The 22,930-nt window shown below is 45.1% G+C and carries 16 protein-coding genes; all 16 read left to right on the forward strand.

The window, feature by feature from the left end:
* The first annotated feature begins 124 nt into the window (after positions 1-124).
* The 16 genes from FY557_RS05445 to FY557_RS05515 all read left to right on the forward strand — a co-directional run bounded on the left by FY557_RS05445 (position 125) and on the right by FY557_RS05515 (position 22,845).
* Complete coding sequence (locus FY557_RS05445; RefSeq protein WP_149246277.1) at positions 125-694, forward strand: DUF4255 domain-containing protein; 570 nt, start codon at positions 125-127, stop codon at positions 692-694.
* 38 nt (positions 695-732) lie between these two features.
* Positions 733-2,418 (forward strand): phage tail sheath C-terminal domain-containing protein, encoded by a 1,686-nt coding sequence (locus tag FY557_RS05450; RefSeq protein WP_149246278.1) that lies wholly within the window; start codon positions 733-735, stop codon positions 2,416-2,418.
* An 89-nt stretch (positions 2,419-2,507) separates the two neighbouring features.
* On the forward strand, positions 2,508-4,226 hold the full coding sequence (locus FY557_RS20305; protein ID WP_149246279.1) for a phage tail sheath family protein: 1,719 nt from the start codon (positions 2,508-2,510) through the stop codon (positions 4,224-4,226).
* A 35-nt stretch (positions 4,227-4,261) separates the two neighbouring features.
* Positions 4,262-4,699 (forward strand): phage tail protein, encoded by a 438-nt coding sequence (locus FY557_RS05460; RefSeq protein WP_149246280.1) that lies wholly within the window; start codon positions 4,262-4,264, stop codon positions 4,697-4,699.
* Between the two features lie 19 nt (positions 4,700-4,718).
* Positions 4,719-6,116 (forward strand): phage tail sheath family protein, encoded by a 1,398-nt coding sequence (locus FY557_RS05465; protein ID WP_149246281.1) that lies wholly within the window; start codon positions 4,719-4,721, stop codon positions 6,114-6,116.
* A gap of 42 nt (positions 6,117-6,158) precedes the next feature.
* Positions 6,159-6,590: a phage tail protein gene (locus FY557_RS05470; RefSeq protein WP_149246282.1), complete on the forward strand. Its 432-nt coding sequence runs from the start codon at positions 6,159-6,161 to the stop codon at positions 6,588-6,590.
* Between the two features lie 2 nt (positions 6,591-6,592).
* On the forward strand, positions 6,593-7,060 hold the full coding sequence (locus FY557_RS05475; protein ID WP_149246283.1) for a phage tail protein: 468 nt from the start codon (positions 6,593-6,595) through the stop codon (positions 7,058-7,060).
* A 199-nt stretch (positions 7,061-7,259) separates the two neighbouring features.
* Positions 7,260-7,421, forward strand: coding sequence for a DUF5908 family protein (locus FY557_RS20065; RefSeq protein WP_185151660.1), 162 nt, complete (start codon positions 7,260-7,262; stop codon positions 7,419-7,421).
* Positions 7,421-8,155: a CIS tube protein gene (locus tag FY557_RS05480; RefSeq protein ID WP_149246284.1), complete on the forward strand. Its 735-nt coding sequence runs from the start codon at positions 7,421-7,423 to the stop codon at positions 8,153-8,155. The genes FY557_RS20065 and FY557_RS05480 overlap by 1 nt, the downstream gene beginning before the upstream one ends.
* A gap of 1 nt (position 8,156) precedes the next feature.
* Entirely contained in the window at positions 8,157-9,902 is a 1,746-nt protein-coding gene (vgrG, locus tag FY557_RS05485) for a type VI secretion system tip protein VgrG (protein WP_149246285.1), read from the forward strand.
* A gap of 1 nt (position 9,903) precedes the next feature.
* Positions 9,904-10,194, forward strand: a complete 291-nt coding sequence (locus tag FY557_RS05490) for a PAAR domain-containing protein (RefSeq protein ID WP_149246286.1) — start codon at positions 9,904-9,906, stop codon at positions 10,192-10,194.
* Between the two features lie 132 nt (positions 10,195-10,326).
* Complete coding sequence (locus tag FY557_RS05495) at positions 10,327-10,737, forward strand: GPW/gp25 family protein (RefSeq protein WP_146943687.1); 411 nt, start codon at positions 10,327-10,329, stop codon at positions 10,735-10,737.
* Positions 10,738-10,826: 89 nt separating this feature from the next.
* Complete coding sequence (locus tag FY557_RS05500) at positions 10,827-13,889, forward strand: baseplate J/gp47 family protein (RefSeq protein ID WP_149246287.1); 3,063 nt, start codon at positions 10,827-10,829, stop codon at positions 13,887-13,889.
* 14 nt (positions 13,890-13,903) lie between these two features.
* A complete protein-coding gene (locus FY557_RS05505; RefSeq protein ID WP_149246288.1) occupies positions 13,904-16,666 on the forward strand; it encodes a hypothetical protein in 2,763 nt (920 codons plus the stop codon).
* Positions 16,667-16,678: 12 nt separating this feature from the next.
* Positions 16,679-19,621: a PKD domain-containing protein gene (locus FY557_RS05510; protein WP_149246289.1), complete on the forward strand. Its 2,943-nt coding sequence runs from the start codon at positions 16,679-16,681 to the stop codon at positions 19,619-19,621.
* A 98-nt stretch (positions 19,622-19,719) separates the two neighbouring features.
* Complete coding sequence (locus tag FY557_RS05515; protein ID WP_149246290.1) at positions 19,720-22,845, forward strand: hypothetical protein; 3,126 nt, start codon at positions 19,720-19,722, stop codon at positions 22,843-22,845.
* The last annotated feature ends 85 nt before the right edge of the window (positions 22,846-22,930 follow it).

The raw sequence follows: 22,930 nt of genomic DNA on the forward strand, positions 1-22,930 counted from the left end.
TTATTCTTTTTTAGTTGGAAATAAAAATTCCATTTACTGCAAAGACAGGTTTGGGACCCTGAAATATTTGTCTTTTGACGAACCGGAATTGTATGTTTGCACCATAATACGAAAGAACAAAATTATGATAAGCAAAGTATTGAAAGTTTTAAAAGATCAGCTGAATACGGCAGACATTATTAAAGATAATGTGGTTGTAGCAGACGTTGCCAAACATGATGACGGTACTTCGGGCCTGAGCGATAAGGTAATCATTACATTGTTGAACGTTCAGGAAGAACCTGCATTGAAAAATGCCCCGAGATACAATAAAATTATGGCCGGTGAAGCGGCACTTAAGTATGAAATGAGAGATCCTGCCTACATCAACCTGTATGTGATGATCTCGGCCAACAGATCGTCTTATGATATTTCACTGGCAAGTATTTCGAAAGTTATTGAAGTGATCCAGGCCAATAATGTATTAAAGTACGTCGATATAAGTGCTGACCGTACTAAAGATTTCAGTTTCAGGGCCGAAATGCATTCGGTTCCGTTTGAGCAGCTGAGTTATGTCTGGGGACTGTTGGGCGGAAAAGTAATGCCGTCGGTTCTGTATAAAGTAAGTGTCATCAAAATTGAGGCTGCAGGTCCTGTAGATGTTGCATTGATCGATCAGGTGGACATTAGAAGCATTACGGTAGATCAGCCGTAAAGATAAAAACGAATAACCCTTTAATTTAAACTTAAAACATGCCAAATCCAACAACTCCGGGCGTTTCCATTCGCGAAAACGCAAGGCTCCCATATTCGGTTTCGTTATCAGAATCAGCAGTACCGGCATTTATCGGGTACACTGAGCTGCAGCCTGCCGGTTATACGAAGCCATTGAAAATCAGCTCCCTTTTAGAGTACGAACAATACTTCGGAAAAGCAAAAAAAGAAAACATCCGCCTTAAGGATACAAAAGAAGGGGTTACCCTTGTTGCACCGCAGACAAAATTTCTGATGTATTATTCGCTGCAGCTATATTTTGCCAACGGCGGCGGCCCGTGCTATATTGTTTCAGCAGGAACCTATAGTTCTGCTTCTTCAGGCGTACAGAGATCTGCTCTGGAAACAGGGCTGGAGATGACCGATACTATAAAGCAACCGGTTCTGCTGGTTTTCCCGGATGCGGTTTCGCTGGAAGTACAGGACGATTTTTATGGTCTTTACAATCAGGCAATCGCTAAAGCAGACGTTGAAACCAAAAACAGATTTGCCCTGCTGGATACCTATTACGGAAATTTGGTCATACAATCAGATAACAAGAATACGGTTGAGCAGTTCAGGGACAAAATAAATACAACCAGCCACGCAGCGGCTTATTTTCCTCATCTGGAAACCATGCTGAACTATACTTTTGATGAAACCGGGACGCCGGTAACCCATACCGGTTTACAGGCAACCGGACAGAGCAGTGCCGCTTTTTATGCAGAAGAGATTGCCGCTATCGACCGGCTGAAAATTCTGGCAGCTGATGAAATCTCAAGCGGATCGGAGAATGCTTTTGTCCTTGCCGGCTTAATGGATCAGGCGATTGCCATTGCAGAAAAAGTGAAAGAAACAGCAGATGTAAAAGTTGATTTAACAACTACAATTAATAATGCTAAAGGTCTTTCAGGCGCTCTGTATGATGGCGTTATTTATGATTTTGATGAAAATGCACCCCTTTTTGACGGAGAATTCGAGGCGCTGAAAACTGCCGTTCTCAATGCAAAAGACGAGAAAGGAGATGCAGACGGAATCCTCCTCAAAGACTTGGAGTCTTCCCATTCAGCATTGTACAATCAGGTGAAAGAAGCCATGGGTTCTTTAAAAGTGATCCTGCCGCCGTCTTCAGCCATGGCCGGAGTATATGCAAGAACAGACCGGATGAAGGGACCGTGGAAAGCACCGGCCAATGTAAGCCTTAATTATGTAGTCGCTCCGGCGGAAAAAATTTCGGATCAGGACCAGTCGGACCTTAACATCCATTCTACCGGGAAATCCATCAACGCAATCCGTGCTTTCAGCGGAAAAGGCAACCTGGTCTGGGGTGCGAGAACGCTCTCAGGAAAAGATAAAAAAGACGACGGAAAAGATAATGAGTGGAAATACATCCAGGTACGCCGTTATTATGACATGATCCGGTATGTGTTAAATGAAGTATTTGTAAAAAGCTTTATCGACGAACCCAACATTTCCTTTACCTGGCTGCATGCCAGAACAACGGTGGAGAATTTCCTGAACCAGCAGTGGAAAGACGGTGCCCTGGCCGGCAGCACGCCGCAGGAAGCTTACCATGTAGAGGCAGCAGGCGATAAAACCAAGCCGAAAACCATGAATGTAATCGTAAAGATCGCTTTGGTACGTCCGGCAGAATTCATCGTCCTGAATTTCTCCCATCAATTATAACAATCTTAAAAAAAAACAAGGATCCGTTCAGGATAACCATTCGGAGTCCGCTCCGAGGAATAATTAATATTAACTTTAAATTTTAACAAATGAATTACAGAACCCCTGGAGTCTATGTGGAGGAGCAAGCCAAATTCCCGCCTTCCGTAGCACAAGTTGAAACGGCAATTCCTGCTTTTGTCGGATATACGGCAAAAGGGCCTCGGAAACCGACGAGGATTTCTTCGATGCTGGAATATGAAAATCTTTTCGGAAAAGCGAATCCGGAAAACTTTGCGGTCGATTTTAAAGACGGCGTTGCTACCGTAACCCAAACCAATGTCGGTGATTATAAAATGTACTACGCCATGCAGATGTATTTTGCCAACGGCGGCGGACCCTGCTATATTGTTTCGGTAGGTACTTATGCCGATGCAGTAGCTGTAGGAACTTCTACAACAGAAAAAACTTTATCATACGGCCTTGAGCTTCTTAAAAAGGAAGATGAACCTACGCTGATCGTTTTTCCTGATCTTCAGAGTCTGGTTACTGACGCTGACGATGTTGCGGCTGCCACGGCTTTAGAAACGACAACGGTAAACAATAAAACGGTAGCCGACGACGCTCAGGCTGCTGCTCAGCAGGTAGTTGCTGCTGTTGCAGGTGCCGATGCCGCCGCTGCCGGTAACGCAGCTCTTGCAAAGGCTAATACCTATACAGTTAACGGGACCAGCACTTCTTCGCAGATTGCGGCCTATAATGCGGCCCAGACTGTAGCTGCAGCCGCTAAAACAGCCGCACTTGCTGCGAATGCTACGGCGGCCACGGTAAAAACGGCTGCTCAGACGGCGGCGGCTGTTTTTGATAAATATGTAACTACGGCGGCAAAAAAAGCTACTGCTGCTACTGCTGCTAAAGCTGCAGCTTCTTCCAGAGTTAACGACACTTCTGTCAGTGAGGTTTATTCCCTGTATAACAGTGCTTTAATGCAGGCGGAATCTATGAAAGACCGTTTCGTTATCATGGACGTTTTAGGAGACGAGGGTGTCTTCAGGAATAAAGTAAACGCCCCGGGCCTGAAGTACGGTGCCGCTTACTATCCGAAATTAAAAACCGTCTTAAGCTTTGAATTCGATGAAGCTGAAGTCCTGGTTACCGGAACCTTCGGGATATCGAGCTTAAGCGCATTGAAATCCACCAGTTCGGATTTGTACAATCAGGCTAAAAATGCGATCGCTGCAAAGCAGGTGATCATGGCGCCGTCGTCAGCAATGGCCGGTGTTTATGCCAAAGTAGACAGTACTTCCGGCGTATTCAAGGCACCGGCAAACGTAGGGCTTAACTATGTGGTGGCCCCGACGGAAAAGATTTCCCAGGATAAGCAGGACGGTCTCAATGTAGATGCCACCGCCGGAAAATCCATCAATGCGATCAGGACTTTCACCGGAAAAGGAACCCTGGTCTGGGGCGCAAGAACCCTGGACGGCAACAGCAACGAGTGGAGGTATGTGTCGGTAAGGCGTTTCTTCAACATGGTGGAGGAATCCGTAAAGAAAGCTACCGAACGTTTCGTTTTCGAGCCCAACACGGCCAATACCTGGGTTCGCGTACAGACTATGATCGAGAATTTCCTGAACCAGCAATGGAGAGACGGTGCCCTGGCAGGAAGCAAGCCTGAGGAAGCGTACTATGTAAGCGTAGGCCTTAACAAAACCATGTCTGCCCAGGATATCCTGGAAGGAAGAATGATCATCGAAGTCGGGATGGCTGCGGTTCGTCCGGCAGAATTCATTGTGCTTCGTTTCTCTCACAAGCTGCAGGAAGCTTAAACTTAAATTAAATCAACCCAAATTAAATAAAAAATATGAGTACATATCCATTAGTAAAGTTTGCCTTTGAAGTAGACTGGGGCGGAACGAAAGTAGGATTCCAGGAAGTATCGGGCCTTAACATCGAAACCGATGTCATCGAATACCGGCACGGAGCCAGCCCGGATTTCAGTAAAATGAAAATGCCTTCCATGAGAAAATATAACAATATTACGCTCAAGAGAGGAACCTTTAAGGCGGATAACGAATTTTATGCCTGGTTTCAGACCATGCAGGCAAACACGGTAGAGCGCAGATCCATCACAATTTCCCTCCTGGATGAAAACGGGGAACCTGCCGTAACCTGGAAAGTAAAGAATGCATTCCCGGTGAAACTGCAGTCGACGGATCTTAAAGCCGAAGGCAACGAGGTCGCCATTGAAACACTGGAACTGGCCCATGAAGGCTTAACCATTGAACATAATGCCAATTAATTTTAAAAACTTTTAACAAATGAATTACAAAACACCGGGAGTTTATGTGGAAGAAATCACAAAATTACCACCATCCGTAGCGCAGGTAGAAACGGCTATTCCTGCTTTTATCGGATACACGGAAAAAGGACCGAAAAACGAGCCGACCAGAATTACTTCATTGCTCGAGTACGAAGCGCTTTTCGGGAAAGCAAAGAATGAAGTATTTTCTGTTTCAATTGATGATACGGTGGTTACCGTTAACAGTACCATCAGCCCTTTCAAAATGTACTATGCCATGCAGATGTATTTTGCGAATGGCGGCGGACCTTGTTATATCGTATCGGCAAATACTTTTACAAGTGCAGGTGCAAATAACAGTGTCGTAAACAATACCGTAAAAATTGAAGAACTGAATGACGGTCTTGCTACTTTGGAAAAAGAAGATGAACCTACGCTGATTATTTTTCCGGATGCTGAAACATTAAGTACGGCTGATGCCTGTGCAGTTTACGGAAATGCTTTGGATCAGGCAGAAATGATGAAGGATCGGTTTGTCATTATGGATGTTTCAGGAAATTCTTCTACTCCGGTAACGGATTTCAGAAGTAAATTAGGAGCCGGAACAAGCGGTAAACGTTTAAAATACGGCGCAGCCTATTACCCGAAACTGGAAACGGTTTTAAGTTACAGCTTTAAAGATAAAGACGTTAAGGTTAATCTTCTAAAAGAGAAAGATGCATCCGGAGCAGTTGTCACGGTACCCTTGAATCAGGGAGAGGATGATTTGGAATGGCTGAAATCTAAAAAATCGGGAGCATATAATTTGGCCAGAAAAGCCATTGAGTCTAAAGCGGTAGTGCTGGCACCATCGTCGTCAATTGCAGGGGTTTATGCCAAAGTGGACAGTACTTCCGGAGTGTTTAAGGCACCGGCAAACGTAGGACTGAACTATGTGGTAGAGCCGGTTGAAAAACTTTCTCCTGATGACCTGGATAACCTGAACGTAGATGCAGCCTCCGGAAAATCCATCAACGCGATCAGAACGTTTGCCGGAAAAGGCACGATGGTCTGGGGCGCAAGAACCCTGGACGGAAACAGCAACGAATGGAGATATGTGTCGGTAAGACGTTTCTTTAACATGGTGGAAGAATCCGTGAAAAAAGCCACCGAACGTTTCGTTTTTGAAGCCAATACCGCCAATACCTGGGTAAAGGTACAGGCAATGATCGAGAATTTCCTCAACGAACAGTGGAAAGACGGAGCGTTGGCGGGAAGCAAGCCGGAAGAAGCGTATTATGTAAGCGTAGGCTTAAACAAAACCATGTCTGCCCAGGATATCCTGGAAGGAAGAATGATCATCGAAGTCGGGATGGCTGCGGTCCGTCCGGCAGAATTCATCGTGATCCGTTTCTCTCACAAGCTGCAGGAAGCCTAAGCTTTAAACCAAAATTAAATCAACCAAATTAAATTAAAAAAAATGAGTACATATCCATTAGTAAAGTTTGCCTTTGAAGTAGACTGGGGCGGAACCAAAGTAGGATTCCAGGAAGTATCGGGCCTTAACATCGAAACCGATGTGATCGAATACCGACACGGAGCCAGCCCGGATTTCAGTAAGATCAAAATGACCGGTCTTCAGAAGTTCAGCAACATTACCTTTAAAAGAGGAACGTTCAAATCAGACAACGAATTTTATGCCTGGTTCAAGACCATGCAGGCAAATACGGTAGAGCGCAGATCGATTACGATCTCTCTTCTTGATGAAAACGGGGAACCTGCTGTAACCTGGAAAGTAAAGAATGCGTTCCCTGTGAAATTGCAGTCGACAGATCTTAAAGCGGAAGGAAATGAAGTAGCGGTGGAGACGCTGGAAATTGCCCACGAAGGTTTAACTATTGAAAATAACTAATCATGGCAGTTTTATATCCTCCCACCAGTTTCTCCTTTATCGTTAACGGGATCTCGACCACAGAGGGTATTGACTCCAGATTTCAATCCATATCCGGATTATCGACCGATATTGTTACTGAAGAATATGCCGAAGGAGGCGAAAACAGGTTCCTCCATCAGCTGCCTCTGCGTCCCAAATACCCTAATTTGGTTCTTAAACGCGGATTGCTTGTAAGCTCAGGATTGATAAGCTGGTGCAGAAATGCAATGGAAAACTTCGAGTTTGAACCCAGGGACCTGATCGTTTCCCTTTCCGGGGGCCTGCAGTCTACAGCCCCGTTAATGGTCTGGAATGTAGTAGGAGCCTATCCCGTACGATGGGAAGTATCGGAATTCAATGCAGAGGAAAGCAAACTAGCCGTTGAAACCATAGAGCTGAAATACAGATATTTCACAATCCCTTCATCGCTGGCAAGCCTGGGCTTGTAATTTCTACATCAGATCCGGGCGCATAAAAGCGTATTCTGAAAACAAAATTTTACCAAAATCATTTTTGATAAAAATAAAAGACTGGTCTTACGGCCGGGTCTCAGCAACCTTCATGTGCCCGGATTTTTTTAAAGAAGATATGTTAAATCATTGGTTGTTAATAATTTATTTATTAAAAATCAATTAAAAACTAAACGAAATGCCAATAGAAATAAAAGAGCTTCACATTAAAATAAATGTGGACGAAAAAGCCGCCGCAACCTCAACTGCCGCCTCGATAGACGAAAAGCAGATGATGCGGGCGGTCAGCGAAAGTGTAGAGCAGGCCGTCAATATAGAACACCGTAAAAAAGAAAGATAATGGCAGGAGCAATTACAAAATTAAACATAGTCAGTTATACGGACTCAAGCTACAAGACCAAAATAGGTAGTCCTTTTTCAATTTTAATTAATCCGACAGGATATTCTTTCACCCGTAAAAATGAATTGAACCCGGATTCTGCCATAGGATCAAGTGACAGCAATTTAAACTACATTAAAACACTTCCTTCAGAACTTAAACTGGAATTTTTATTTGACGGAACCGGCGTTACTCAGGCAAATTCCGGAAACAAGTTAGTAAATAAGATTGCCGAGAAAGTAGGAATTAAAAAAGACGTTTTCAGAAAAAATGCCGTATCAACACAGTTAAAGGATTTTTATTCAGCTACCGGTAACTATGACGGATCCATTCACAAACCTTATAATGTAGAGCTTACCTGGGGAGAATTTCAGTACAAAGGAATGCTTTCCGAATTTACAATAGATTATAAATTATTTGATAATGAAGGTAAACCGTTAAGAGCCATAGGAAAAGCGACGTTTCATGGTTCTGTTTCCAATGAGCTGGGGGCCCTGATGGCAAATAAAAGATCTCCCGATCTTACCCACAAAAGAACAATACAGGACGGCGATACTTTACCCCTGATGACCGAAAGAATTTACGGAGACTTCAAATACTACCTGGAAGTAGCCAAAGCAAACAACCTGATCAATTTCAGGCAACTGGTGCCGGGCGATGAGCTCTACTTCCCACCCATAGAAAAAATTTCATAACATGAACAACAGCGGATACATACAGACAGCAAAAAACCCGGACCTGATCACCTTCAAGGTAATGTCCGGAGGTACGGAACTGCCGGGCAGGTATGGCATAACCCATATGGTCGTGGAAAAAGAAATCAACAGGATTCCCTATGCCCGTATTACCATCTTGGACGGCAGCGCACCGGAACAGGATTTCAAGCTGAGCAATGAAGACCTGCTGATTCCCGGGAAAGAAATCGAGATCACTGCCGGATACCATTCCGAGGAAGAAACGATTTTTAAAGGGGTTGTTGTAAAGCACAACATCAAAGTAAGAAGCGGTTCTTCTTACCTGATCGTAGAATGCAGGGATCAAGCCGTAAAAATGACGCTGGGAAGAAAAAGCAAATATTTCTACGACAGCAAAGACAGCGAGGTTATGGAAGAGCTTGTCGGCAACAGCGGGTTGAAAGCCGAAGTTGAAGCGACTTCAAATTCACATAAGGAACTGGTGCAGTACCGGGCTTCCGACTGGGATTTTATGCTGACCCGCGCCCAGGCCAACGGAAAACTATGCTTTGTTGAAAACGGAACGGTTAAAATTGCCAAACCTGATTTCAGTAAAAAAGAAGTGGAAACGGTGGTTTACGGATCTTCCGTCCATGAATTCGACGGCGAGATCGACGCCAGGGACCAGTTCAGTAAAATTACCGCCAAAACCTGGAGCTATACCGATCAGGAACTGACGGAAGCGGAAGCTCAGGATCCGGCCATCAGTCTCAACGGAAACCTTTCTGCGGGCGATCTGGCCAAAGTTTTCGGAATCGAGGACCTGCAGCTGAAGCACGGCGGCAACCTTACCCAGGGCGAACTTCAGGAATGGGGCGATGCCAAAGCTACCTTCCAGCAGCTGGCCAAAACCCGGGGACGGGTAAAGTTCCAGGGAATCCCGTCCGTACTGCCCGGTGTTACCTTAACGCTTCAGGGTGTAGGAAACCGGTTCAACGGAAAAATATACGTCACCGGCGTGCGTCATGAAATTGCCGACGGAAACTGGCTGACCGATGCGCAGTTCGGGCTTTCGCCGACGTGGTTTTCGGAAACCTATGATGTAAGTGAAATGCCGGGCTCCGGAATTATCCCTTCCGTCAGCGGACTGCAGATCGGTGTCGTCTCCCAATTGGAGTCGGATCCTGATGGTGAAGACCGGATTCTGGTACAGATCCCGATCATCAACAACGAAGAAGAGGGAATCTGGGCGAGAGTCGCTACCCTGGACGCGGGAGAAAACAGAGGGTCGTTTTTCAGGCCGGAAATCGGCGATGAGGTAATCATCGGATTCATCAATGACGATCCCAACGATGCTGTAATACTGGGAATGCTGAACAGCAGTGCCAAGCCGGCCCCGATCACAGCCTCCGACGACAACCACGAAAAAGGATTTGTCACCCGAAGCGAAATGAAGATGATCTTCAATGACGATAAAATCTCTTACACTCTTGAAACTCCGAAAGGCAAAAAGCTGATTTTAAATGAAGATGAAGATGCCATTACAATTGAAGATGAGCATGCCAACAAACTGACGCTGAATAAAGACGGCATCAGTATGGAAAGCGGTAAAGACATTAAGATCAAAGCCAAGGGCGATATTAAGATTGAAGGAGTGAACGTCAGTGTAAAAGCTTCTGCACAGTTTAAAGCAGAAGGAAGCTCGGGCTCGGAGCTTAAATCCGGAGCCGTAACCGTAGTCAAAGGATCGCAAGTAAAAATTAATTAAAATGAAACCGGCAGCAAGAATTACAGATATACATACCTGCCCGATGGTCACGGGAAATGTTCCGCATGTGGGCGGGCCTATCATCCCGGCAGGGGAACCGACGGTACTCATCGGCGGAAAACCTGCCGCGAGAGTAGGGGATAAGGCCGTATGCACCGGCCCGCCGGATACCATCGCCTCAGGATCTTCAAGCGTCCTGATCGGCGGAAAACCAGCCGCACGGATGGGGGATTCCACCGCTCACGGGGGCGTTATCACCGCAGGCGAAGCGACGGTTCTGATAGGCGGATAAAAAATCTCCCTGAATAGAAAACCGCTGTTTACCGACCCTCTGAAACCACTATAAAAACATCCGCAAAGAACGGAGGGACGGCTGAAGTTCCGGGTTTCGGAAGGATGTTAACCCAATAAAAACAAATAACGTATGAATATTAATACAGATTTTTTAGGAACAGGCTGGAGCTTTCCCCCCGAATTCAATGAGACGGAAGGAATCCTGAAAATGACCACCGATGTGGAAGACATCAACAACAGCCTTATTATTTTACTGTCCACACGTCCTGGTGAGCGGGTGATGTTCCCGGATTACGGATGCGACCTGCAGGAGATGCTTTTTAAGCCCCTGGACCTTACCCTGATCACCCAGATGAAAGGGATCGTTGAGCGCGCCATTTTATATCATGAACCCAGGATCAATATTCTGAATATCGACATTGATTCGCAGGAGGAACTTCACGGGGAAATACTGATAAAAATTGACTATGAAGTGAGAAACACCAATACCAGAAGCAATATGGTTTTCCCTTTCTACAAAGGAGAAGCTACCGAAATATAAATGAAGCCGGGAGGTCTGTAGCCATGTTGTATACCATCAGACATGACATGAAGTATTGCATCTGACCATCGAAATATAACTATAAACTAATGAAAAAAACAGATACATTTTCGCATTACCGCGAAGGAAAATCACAAATGCAGCGCTTTTTAGCAGAATTGGATCCCGGCAATCTAGAATTGCACGATTTCGATCTGTTCGACTGGCTGTTGTTTGCCAATAATTTTGCCAGGCATGTCAATTATTTTCATAAAGATAATCCTGATACGCCGAAAGGAAACTGGGGGAACTTCTTCCTGGGTGATGATGGCCGAACCGTTCCGCGCAGGGAAAGCGTGGAATACAAACAGATGAAGATGCAGGTTACCGATCTTATTTCCCGGTTTGAGCAGGACAGCAACCTGACGCCTCACCTGACGCTCTTCGTTTGCTTTTTAAAACTGCTGGATTTCTCCAAGAAAGCATTCAATGACCTGACCAAGAGGCACCTGGATTTTTATTACAACGAAATCCTGCAGATTGATAAACACGATGCTAAAGCAGACCAGGTCTACGTCATCTTTGAGCTGGCCAAAAAAGCCCTTCAGGAAAGAATTCCGGACGGAACTTTGCTGGATGGCGATAAAGATGCCGACGGGAAAAAACGGATCTATAAAACCGGAGAGGAACTTATGGCCAATCAGGCCAAAGTAGCGGAAATCAAAAGTTTCCTGAATGATGATAAAAAGCGGGAGCTGAAAATGGCTCCGGCAGCAGATACGGCGGACGGCCTTGGCGAAAAACTGCCTGAAGACAGCAGCTATTGGTGGCCGTTCGGCTACAACTCGGACGAAACCGTTTCCGGCAAATCCATTTACAAAGAACTTCGGGAAGCGAAGCTGGGCTTTTCCATAGCATCTTCCTTATTCGACCTTAAAGAAGGTGAAAGAACGGTTACGGTGGCCATCACATTCAATAAAAATTCGGCGAAGAAACTTCAGAACTTTTCAAATGAGGACATCGAAAGCAACATCAAAGTGCTTTGCAGCGGTGAAAAAGAATGGATGTCAGGCTTTGTTTTGAAGTGTCTGAAAAATGATGGTGCACGTCTGGAGCTGTCTTTCACCTTATTAAAAGATGATCCTGCCGTAGTACCTTATAATAAAAAGGTGCTTGCCGAAAATTTCCGGACCGGCTTTCCGGTGGTAAGGTTTATGATCGAAGGACAGAGATACTACGACGTTTACGAAGCCCTTTCGGAAAAGCCGGTAAAGAACATCGAAGTATCGGTGCACGTCAAAGGGATAAAATCCGTACAGATCGAAAATGACAACGGGGCTTTGAATTCGGAGAAACCTTATTACCCGTTCACGGCACAACCCGTTAAAGGATCTAATTTTTACATCAAATATCCTGAAATGTTTTCCAAAAAATGGCAGAAGGCAGACATCTCCATCAACTGGAAGAATGCACCGGCTTCCCTTCAGGACCTGTACAGCGGATACGTTATCCAGCCGAACCAGAACATCAGTGTAAAAGATTTTGAGGTCCTGAAAAGTTCTTCGATCGTAGATTCCGATGCTTATTTTAAAGCAGATATTGACTTGCTGGACAAAGAAGACTGGCATAAGGCTTCCCATGATATCGTGCTGTTTGATAAAGCGGAGGAGGGTCTTTACAGAACCCGTTTTTCCGTCAGCAGCATCAGCGGCGAACCGGGTACTTCCGAGGCTTTGCGTGTGACGCTGAAACAATCGTTCTTACAGGATATTTATCCTAAACTGTATACCCTGGCGTTATCAAGCAATCCGAAAGAAAACAAACTGATCCCCAACGAACCGTACATTCCATTTGCAGAAGACATCGAGCTGAGTTACAGCGCCTATGAAACCGCCTATTCTTACCTGAGCAGGGATAAAGAGGGACTGGCTTCGAAAAATGCAGGAATGCAGGTGTACCATGAAGACGTTTTCGGGCAGTATGAAAAAGAAGTGGAGACCACGGGCCTGGTTTCGGACCATGAAAGCGGAGGCGAATTATACATCGGTCTGGAAGCCGTGCCGCAGACGACGGTTTCCCTGCTGATCCAGATGCTGGAAGGAAGCGAAAACCCCCTGGTGGATACTTTTGAAGAAAAGGAATACATCCGCTGGCATATTCTTTCAGGAAACACCTGGATGGATCTGTCGGACTATATGCTGAAAAATGAAACCCGAAAATTTCTGGAATCGGGTATTGTAAAGTTTAAAATCCCGAAAGACCTCAACACCAGCCATACGAGATTTACCGACGGGCTGGTCTGGATCAGGGCCAAATCGGACAGGAGCTATGATGCGGTATGCAAGATCCAGGGAATCTATACCCAGGCGGTTTCGGCAAAATTTGAAAACCATGAGAATGAACTTTCCCATCTGAATACCGGTCTTCCAGCCAATACCATTACGAAACTGATCACGCGTGTTCCTCAGGTAAAATCGGTGAGCCAGCCGTACAATTCCTTCGATGGTAAATACAAAGAAACCGATCCGGAATATTACAGAAGGGTCAGCGAACGGCTGAGGCATAAGAACCGGGCCGTTACGCAGTGGGATTACGAACATCTCGTATTGCAGGAATTCCCGGAAGTATTCAAGGTGAAATGCCTGAACCATACCTCTGAAAACTCATACATGGCTCCGGGACACGTTACCCTGATGGTGGTACCGGATATCAAAAACAAAAATGCTTTTGATGTCTATCAGCCCAGGGTGAGCAGGGCCAGCCTGAGCAGGATTCAGACTTACGTCAATGACTTGAATGCAATGCAGGTTCAGGTCCGGGTCGTCAATCCCAACTATAAGGAAGCAAGAGTGGAAGCCGGTGTAAGGTTCTTCGAGCAGTATGACGAATCGTTTTATACCAGGCAGCTGGATGAGGATATCAAAAAATACATTTCGCCATGGGCCTTTACGGAATCCAAAGACATTGATTTTAACATAAAACTGAATGTCAATCAGCTTATTGCCTACCTGGAACAACTGTATTATGTAGATTATATCGGTGAAATAAAAATATTTGTGAATAACGCTTTACAGAAACAGTCTTTAATTGAAGTGGATCCCAAATCGATCCTGGTCTCGGCCAAGCAGCATATAGTAGTAATGGCAGATGAGGGATGCAGGCAAAACAAATAAGAAGAAATATAATTATGTCAGAAAATAAGCACATCAGCATACCCAAAAATGTAGAAACCGGAGATCAGACCGATTTTCATTTTCTGCGCAGGACCGGTATCGAATATATAGAAAAACTGGGTGGAAAGCTCTGGACAGACTACAACTCCCATGATCCAGGGATTACCACGCTGGAGGTTTTAAGCTACGCCATTACGGATCTCGGGATGAGGATGAACCTGAATACCGAAGATCTCCTGGCTTCAAAGGATGCCGGTAAAGACATCCATTCCCAGTTCCTGAAGGCTAGCGAGATTTTACCTTCAAGACCCCTGAATGACCTCGACTACAGAAAGCTGTTTATCGATATCAGCCTTGAGCCGGATTTTAAAAGGCCCATCCTGAACTGCTGGCTGGTTCCCAGAAGTGAAAAAATCTATGTGGACTGTAAAACCGGAACCATGGATTTCAATCCGATCGGGGAGAAGCCGCAGGACTTTACTGTAAAAGGACTTTATGACCTCTATGTAGACTATTCCGATGATCTCGACAATGAAGACAGCCGCTGCAAAAGGGCTAACGTGAATTATGAGATATTGGAACGCTACCATGCCAACAGGGGGCTTTGCGAGGATCTCGTGGAAATCAGGGAAGTCCAGACCCAGAAAGTGGCCGTATGTGCACGGATCGGGCTGGTAAACAAGGCTGACGAAGAGCTGGTACACGCCAGGGTACTCAGAACCATCAACAATTACCTGGCACCGGAAGTCCCGTTTTATTCATTGAAACAGATGCTTGATAAAGAGCTGACGACGGATGAAATTTTTGACGGCCCGCTTCTTGAAAACGGGTTTATCGATACGGAGGAACTCAGAAAAAGCCAGCTGAGAAAAGAAGTCCGCCTCTCGGATATTGTCAGCGAAATTATGAAAGTTGATGGCGTAAAAGAAATCCATGAGATCTCCATTGCCGGCTGTGACAACACTATGAGCCAGACCAACGACTGGCTGATCTGCATCGAAGACGGCAAAAAGCCGGAACTCTGCGAATTAAGCTCATTCAGCTACACCAAGGGTTCCCTTCCGCTGAACATCAATGAAAAAAAAGTACAGGAATATTTAACAACGCTTAAAAAAGAAGAAGATGTCCTTCGTGACGATGCCAAAAAAGATAAAGAGCCGGTACTGCCGAAGGGAACTTCCCACGACATCGGAAACTATGCCACTATTCTGAATGAGTTTCCGGATACCTACGGCGTCGGAATCTCAGGAATCATCGGCGATAAAACACCGGAACGGGAAGCCCTGGCCAAACAGATGAAGGCGTACCTTTTGTTTTTTGACCAGATCCTGGCCGGCTACTTCAAGCACCTGGAAAAAGTAAAAGAAGTATTAAGCATTAACAGGGGTTTAAAAAGAACCTATTTTACCCAGGCTTTAAAAAACATTCAAGGCTTTGAGGAACTGGTTTCCGGTTATGACTCCGGTAACGAAGACAACCTTACGGATGCCCTTTATGAAGAACTGGACAACAGTGTGGAAAGGAGAAATGAAGTGCTGGATCACCTGATTGCCCGTTTTGCCGAAACCTTCAGCGATTATACGTTCGTCATGAAATCACTGTACGGAAAATCTACTGACGAGATCGTATTAAGCAACAAGGAGAATTTCCTGAAGGAATACAAATCTTTAAGCAAGGATCGTGGATTGGGTTACAATTACACCTTAAATGCGGATACCGATGTATGGAATACCACCAATATTTCCGGAGCGCAGAAGAGGATCGCCCGTCTGTTGGGAATTAAAAATTATACCCAGAGAAATTTATCCCAATCTCCGGTTCTGATTATTAAAACACCGGGAGTCAATGGTAAAGCCAATTATACATGGAAAATAAAGGATGCCGACAGTGCCATTATTCTGTCCTCCGTCAATACCTATGAAATTGAATATGCGGCTACTAAAAACCTGAATGAAGCCATCTATCAGACCATCCAGATTGATGAAGAAGATCTTGAAAATGCCTGGAAAGCTTTTAAAGCCGACCCGGACAAAAACAGCTTGATCGGAAATATACAGATCCGTCTTTCCGGTGGGGGCAATTATTACTTCGATATCTTGGATGAAGCCGGAAACGTCATGGCCAACCATAAAAAAACGAATCCTTATTCAAACCCGGAAGATCTGAAAAAAGGAATACTGGCGATCGTAAATTATTTTAAATATGATTTTACGGAAGAAGGTATTTTCCTGGTGGAGCACCTGATGCTGAAGCCTGTCCTGAAGAACTATAAACTCATGGGAGGGATCGGCTGTATGTCGGTCGGGAAGACATTTAAGGTCATGTATGATCTAAATGTTACCGGGGCGTCCTTTATGTCGTCCTGTGAGGAAGATTGCGAAACCGATGTTTTCGATCCTTATTCTTACCGTGTAAGCATCGTCCTTCCGGGATTTGCCTACCGTTTCCAGGATCCTGATTTCAGGCGTTATGCCGAAACGGTGATCCGCCAGGAAATTCCGGCCCATATTTTAGCAAAAATCTGCTGGGTCGGAGACCGGATGAGCGAAGTACAGACCGCCCAAAGCGACTTGTCCGAATTTGAGACGGCTTTCAAGGCATACCTTACCGACAAATCCAGAAACAACCTTCCGGATTTGGGAAACAGCATCAAGAATTTGCTGGCTGCTCTTGCTAAACTGAACAATATCTACAGGCCGGGAAGGCTCCTGGATTGCGCGGCAGACGATAACGACAGCCTGGACGGAAAAATAATCTTAGGACAATCAAACATATAAAAATTGATAATAATGAATGCTAAATTAAATAATATAACCACCCAATACAGAAAATTCAACGAAAACCAGGCGTTGACGGATGGGCAGCTGAATGAGTTCATCGACTATTTTGAAGACCAGGACCGGATGTCAAGAACCCGCCTGAACGGGGTAGGGGTTGCCTGCGGATTCCAGGCAACTTTCACGGAGCCGGACTTTTCTCAGGACCAAACCAAAGATAATGGTGCTGCGGGAACAATTGTGATTACCCAGGGAGCCGGGGTAACCACGGATGGCGACCTCATTACCCTGCGCCGGAAAGGAGACAGTGCTTCTGAAGTAACCATCAACTTCAGCACTGAAAATTACAAATATTACAGGGAATACAAAGATGTGGCCTATTATGATCACTTTCAGATCAATGGAAAACAGGTCCCTCTTGTAGAATTGCTCACTAAATCTGAATATGATTCGGCAAATGATAAAAGTCGTATAAAAAACGTACAGGAAATTGTCAACCTGAGAGATCAGGTGGTAATTCTCTATCTGGAAAGCTACTCCAACGAAGAAACTCCTTGTCAGGATGCCGACTGCGACAATACAGGTGCCGAGCAGGTGTCTAATCTGAAGGTCTTACTGGCAGATTCAAAAGTGCTTGCCGAGCTTCTTGCCAAAGGGGACGCGAAAGACAGCCTTTACAAACTTCACAACGGTTACCAGGATCTTTTCGATAATTTACCGGCCATCGAAGCCAGAAGAGTCATCCTGAATTCCGGTGTGGCTACGGCAGGAAACTTAAAAACCGTATTTCAGGATGCGATCGGTGAAGTAACGGCCTTCTGTAACGGCTTCAATGCCATCGCGGAAACCTTTAATGTGAGCCCGGACCTGCGGGGAGAAGAGCTGATCAAAAAAGTGAAACAGGTCTTAAAACCTACTACCTCAAGTTTAGAAGATTACCAATACCGGTATGATCTGCTGAAGGATCTTATTGATACATACAATGAAATAAAGGACCTGCTGTTGCATCTGAATGCAGAATGCTGCCCGGATATTGCTTCCTTCCCTAAGCATCTGATGCTGGGAACATTAAGTTCGTCTCAGGAGCTGGGCGCCCGTACGCCGTACCGTCATGCTTTCTACCATGCGCCGGTAACCACAAATGAGGATGAAAATTACGAAAGGGTGGTGATGCTGGCCAACCGTTTCGTACAGAAAGTAAAAGCATTCCAGTCCTACAGGGGCCCTGTAAAAATCACCCCTTCCTATCTTCTGGTGAGATTGGGTGATAAGGCAATTCCTTACTATTACAATGTGGATCAGCCGTTACTCAGTAAATGGAATTTCGAAAAAACGAAAACCGACAGGGAAACCTACAACCTGAGCTACCATACCGGTAACCTGGCGGCCGCAGACTTCATCCAGAACCCGTTGGATTACACGATTGATGATAACGATTTCTACAGGATTGAAGGCCATCTTGGATTGCCTTATAAAACGGCGCTTCAGAACATCAATGATCTGAAAACAAAATACGGCCTGGCTTTCGATGCTATTGCCTTGGTACTGACTAAAGAAACCAAAAAAGAAGAGGAGCCTCCGCGAAAGGAAGAAAGCGTATCGATTGAAGACCTCAGGAAACAGCTGTCGGCCATTTCCGGGGATATCAGCAACCGGAAAAACGATTCGGAAAGCACTTTGCTTACGATTTCCAGATTAGACGAAAAGCTGAGGTTACTGAACAAAGCTGAGTTTTCCAAAGAAGGCGAGGGGGTAACCGTGGTGAAGCAGGATCCTAAAAAAGATGATGTAGTAAGTGAACTGCTGAAAGAGTTTTTAGAAAGAAAATCAGGCCTCGAGCATATGGCCGGTGTGGAACCCGGCGGAACTTTTGTTCTGATTTATGCTTCGGAGACCGATAACCGGGTGCTTGCCGACTTCTCATTGCCATACTTGTGCTGTTCCAAGAAAGAACCGGTATCCCTGATACTGCCAGGCAGTAAGCTGTGTCAGAAAGATGCTCCGGTTGCCATGACCGTCATTCCTGCCAACGGAGAAGTAAAAGCTTTTGTAAACGGGATTCAGATCGCAGCCGTTACCCAATCGGCAGGCCAGAGTTATTTTGATCCGGGGTTGGTTCCTGCAGGCTCTCTGGAACAGGTGATCACGTTTACGGTGAACGGTGATGCGGTGGATACGCAGATGACTGTCAATAAAAATCCTGAAATAACCTCTGTAGCATCCGGTAACGTGACGTATGAAGCACCTACTACCAATCCGAATACCACCAATCCGGATGCAAAAGTTGAATTTGAGGTAATTGGAAACCTTACCGGCCTAACCTTTACATGGAATTTCGACGATGGCAGCCAGATCATTCAGAACGAAGCACCGGCCAGTAAGAAAACCCATATTTACAAGCTGATCGCCGGCCAGGAAGATACTTTCAACCCGACGCTTACCGTAACCAACGGCAACGGATGCAGCACGGTTTATAAATTAAAACCGCTGACGCTCACCGGACAGTCCACCATTGCCTGTTTAACCGGGATGAAAATCCTTATTCAGTATATCCATGCAAAAGAAAACGGAAACCATACCTGTAATTCGGCGGTCTTTAATTTAAAAGGAAACGGATTGACCATCGGGGGCGGCTCCAATGGAAATGTATCTTTAAATAATGCTGGGGGACCTGATGACCGGAAGAATTTCCCTAAAGGATATCCGTCTAATTATACTGGATACGATCGTGCAAGTGAAATTATTATCTCTCAGGATGAAGCGCAGCAGATCGCCGCCTTATCTCCGGACGGGTTTATATCCTTCTCTCTGGAATGTGCATTGCAGAGCGGGTGCCATACCGGTGTTGCCTGGACCCAGATCTTCCTTGCAGACAGCCAGGTGCCGATTTATGATGATTATCCGCAGAATAATTTCTTATCCATCAACCCTTGTACCGGTGAAACAAGAAAATAATTCCGGAAAGGAGAAATGATTTGGGAATTACTCCACCGGCCGAAGCACGGCCGGTGGAGTATATTAAACGTTAATGAATCATTAAAAAATTAAAAGTAATGAATAATCAATCAAATAATCAGTACCGGAAACTGGATGAGGTGTCTACACAATACCGTAAATTCAGTAAAGGGCAATATATAGAGCATACGCAGTTCAATGAGTTCCTGGATTTTTTTGAAGATCAGGACCGCTTATCCAGGGTCATGCTTCAGGGAGTGGGAATTGTTTGCGGCCTTAAACCCGTTCTTATCTATAAGAACAGGCTTTTAAGCAGTATGAAGCTTTCCCAGGGAGCGGCAGTTACTACCGACGGGGACCTGCTTACCCTGAATGATGCCGGCAAAGCGGGTGAAGATCCCTATGTAAGTAATCTTAAAACCATCGACCTGCAAAACAAGGATTACACCCACTTTAAAAAATATGACAATTTCAAAGCGCAATATCCTGCCTTTAAAAAAGACGACGGAAGCCAGATCGAACTCTGGGAATTAATTTCTGCGCAGGAGGCCGGTTCCGGAGATCTTCCCATCAGTGATCTTCCGGCCCTGGACGATAAATACCTGCTGCTGTACCTGGAGAGTTATGAAAAAGAAGTGAAGCCGTGCCGGGGAGTCGATTGCGACAATCACGGGGTGCAGCAGATCCGGAATCTGAAAGTCCTGGCTGCCACCAAAAGCGGGATCGATCATATTCTGAAAAAAGATAAAATCCGGCCTCACGCCTTATTTATAAAAGATATCTTGGAGGCAGAGAAACAGGAAAGGGTGATTTTAGAGAGACTTCTTCTGGAGCAGGGGGATGAAACGGAATTTTATTCATTTCATATAAAAAATCTTTATAGCAATGCACTGGAAAATAGCGGGTACGGGGCCTCTCTCTTTAAAAAAATCAATGCCATTTCTCAATTCATGGGTCTTCCTGCTGTTGATCATGAGAAGTTCACAAGTTTATTAGAACAGTTTCTCGTACAGTACACAGGCTTTCAATATGCTTATGATCTATTAAAAGACCTGACGGATACTTATTCCGAAATCATCAAAGTGCTTCCGAAATCATTTACCTTAAGCTTTCCGGATCTGGAATCTTTCCCGAAACACGTCATGCTCGGAAAATTAGGATCGGATATCCGGCTGGACGAATACAGGCACCGGTTTTACAACTCGCCTGTTCTGGATGATGAAAAGGAGACCCTTCAGGTAAAAGTTTTACTCACTCGTTTTGCGCAGCAGGTACAGAATTTCAAGTATTCGGAACTGCAGAAAGGAGGGGGAATTAAGATTACCCCTTCACGGAAATTAAATCCTCTGGGTCGTAAGGCCGTACCTTTTTATTATCAGGTAACGCCGGAGTTTTTAAAAGTATGGAATTTCAATAAAACAGCCCATCGGTCATCCTGTGAAAACCTGGCTTATGATATTTCTATGCTTTCATCTGCCGCACATATCCAAAATCCCGTAAATTTCAATACCGATAAAAATACCTTTTATAACATAGAAGGCCATCAGGGAATGTCCCGTGACGAAGCTTATGATCAGCTGAAAGAATTAAGGGACAGGCATCAGCTCGGATTCGATATTATGCTTCTGTCTTTCGGGGAGTTAAGGGGTAACAAAGATCTGTTTAAAGCTTATTTTAATGAATACGTCGAAAAGCATCCCGGACTGGAACATAAGCGGGGGGTCGAGCGGGGCGGTACCTTTGTCATGGTATATGAGCATAATGGCAGTGATACAAGCATCATTGCCGATTTTTCAATCCCGTATATCTGCTGTACTCCGAAAATTGATGCCGGTCTCAGTTTACCGGCTTCCGTGATCTGTGCAGACGCCGGACCAATCCCTTTCACCGTGCTTCCTGTAGGCGGAGTGGTAAAGGCTGCTGTTGATTCGGAAAGGAATGGAGTGGTGCTGACCGGCGGAAAATATTTCTTTGATCCCAAAGAACTGGACGAAAGCCTGCACGGTCAGTCGATTGCTTTTACGGTAAACGGTAAACCGACCAGCTGCAGGATTAAAGTTATTGCACAACCCGATATTGACGTAAAAGTTGATTATGTCTTCTATCCTGAAGGAAACTCAGGTGCGACTACCGTCGTGATGCTCGTTTCCGGTGAAAATTTTAAAGACTACAGCTATAGCTGGGATTTCCTGGACAACGGAAGCTTTGTTACACTCAGTCCCGATAATGAAGGCCGTCTGAAGTACACTTTATATAACGTTAACCCGGCAAGACTTCCGACGATAAAAGTAAAAGTAGAGAGCAGCGGATGTACTCAGGAGGTGGCGATCAGAGATTGGTATAAAGAATCTACACAACTCAGTCTGCCGGTTGCGGAGATTTGCTCTGATTCCAAACCTGTAGCTTTCACAGTCTCTCCTGCGGGAGGAATTGTAGAAGCCGGTGCCGGCGCAGGAGTACAATTCGAAAACGGAAAATATACTTTTAACCCGGCACGGGTAGACAAAAGTTTACACGGTCATCTCATTACTTTTACCGTAAATGGACAGCCCACCAACTGCCGTATTAAGGTGATTACGAAGCCTGAGATAAATGTTGAAGTTAAGACAGTGGATTATCCGGTAAACGGTTCATCTTCAACAACGGTTCACTTCCTTGTTTCCGGAACTGGTTTTAGAAATTACAGTTATAGCTGGGATTTCCTGGAAAACGGAAACTTCACAGCAATGCAGCCGGACGGATCCGGAAACCTGAGTTACACCTTCAATAACCTTGACCGGAGTAAAATCCCGGTGATCAAAGTGAAGATAAGCAATGGTAACTGCATTCAGGAAATCACGATCAATAATACCTGGTATAATCCCCCGGCTGCTCCCTCTGTTGTCATCAACAGCATCGGTTTTCCTTCAGGAAACTGTTGTGAAGGGACGGTAGAGAATAAGGTTACCGCTTTTGTGGAGCGCGATGACGTTACGATTTACCTTTCTTCCAGCGAGCTTTTTGAACTGAAGGGCTGGGCTTCGGGAGCTGAGAAATTTGATTACTCCTGGTTCCAGACCTACAGCAGTACCGGTTATTCGTTACCCATTGCAGCAAGCAATACCGAAAATCTGGTCATTTACCAGTCATTAAGACCTGGCATCTATGAATTTCAATTTATGGCAATTGATATTAACAGTGGTGCATTTGATACTAAAAAAGTAAAAGTATCCATCTACAGCTAAATCATCAGCCTGCCTGACAAAGATCAGGGGTTGATGCTCTCAGAAATCAGTCATCTACACTACCGGAGGGTATTTTTCGCAGATC

Origin of the sequence: Chryseobacterium sp. SN22 (assembly GCF_008329705.1) — a bacterium.
Classification (GTDB): domain Bacteria; phylum Bacteroidota; class Bacteroidia; order Flavobacteriales; family Weeksellaceae; genus Chryseobacterium.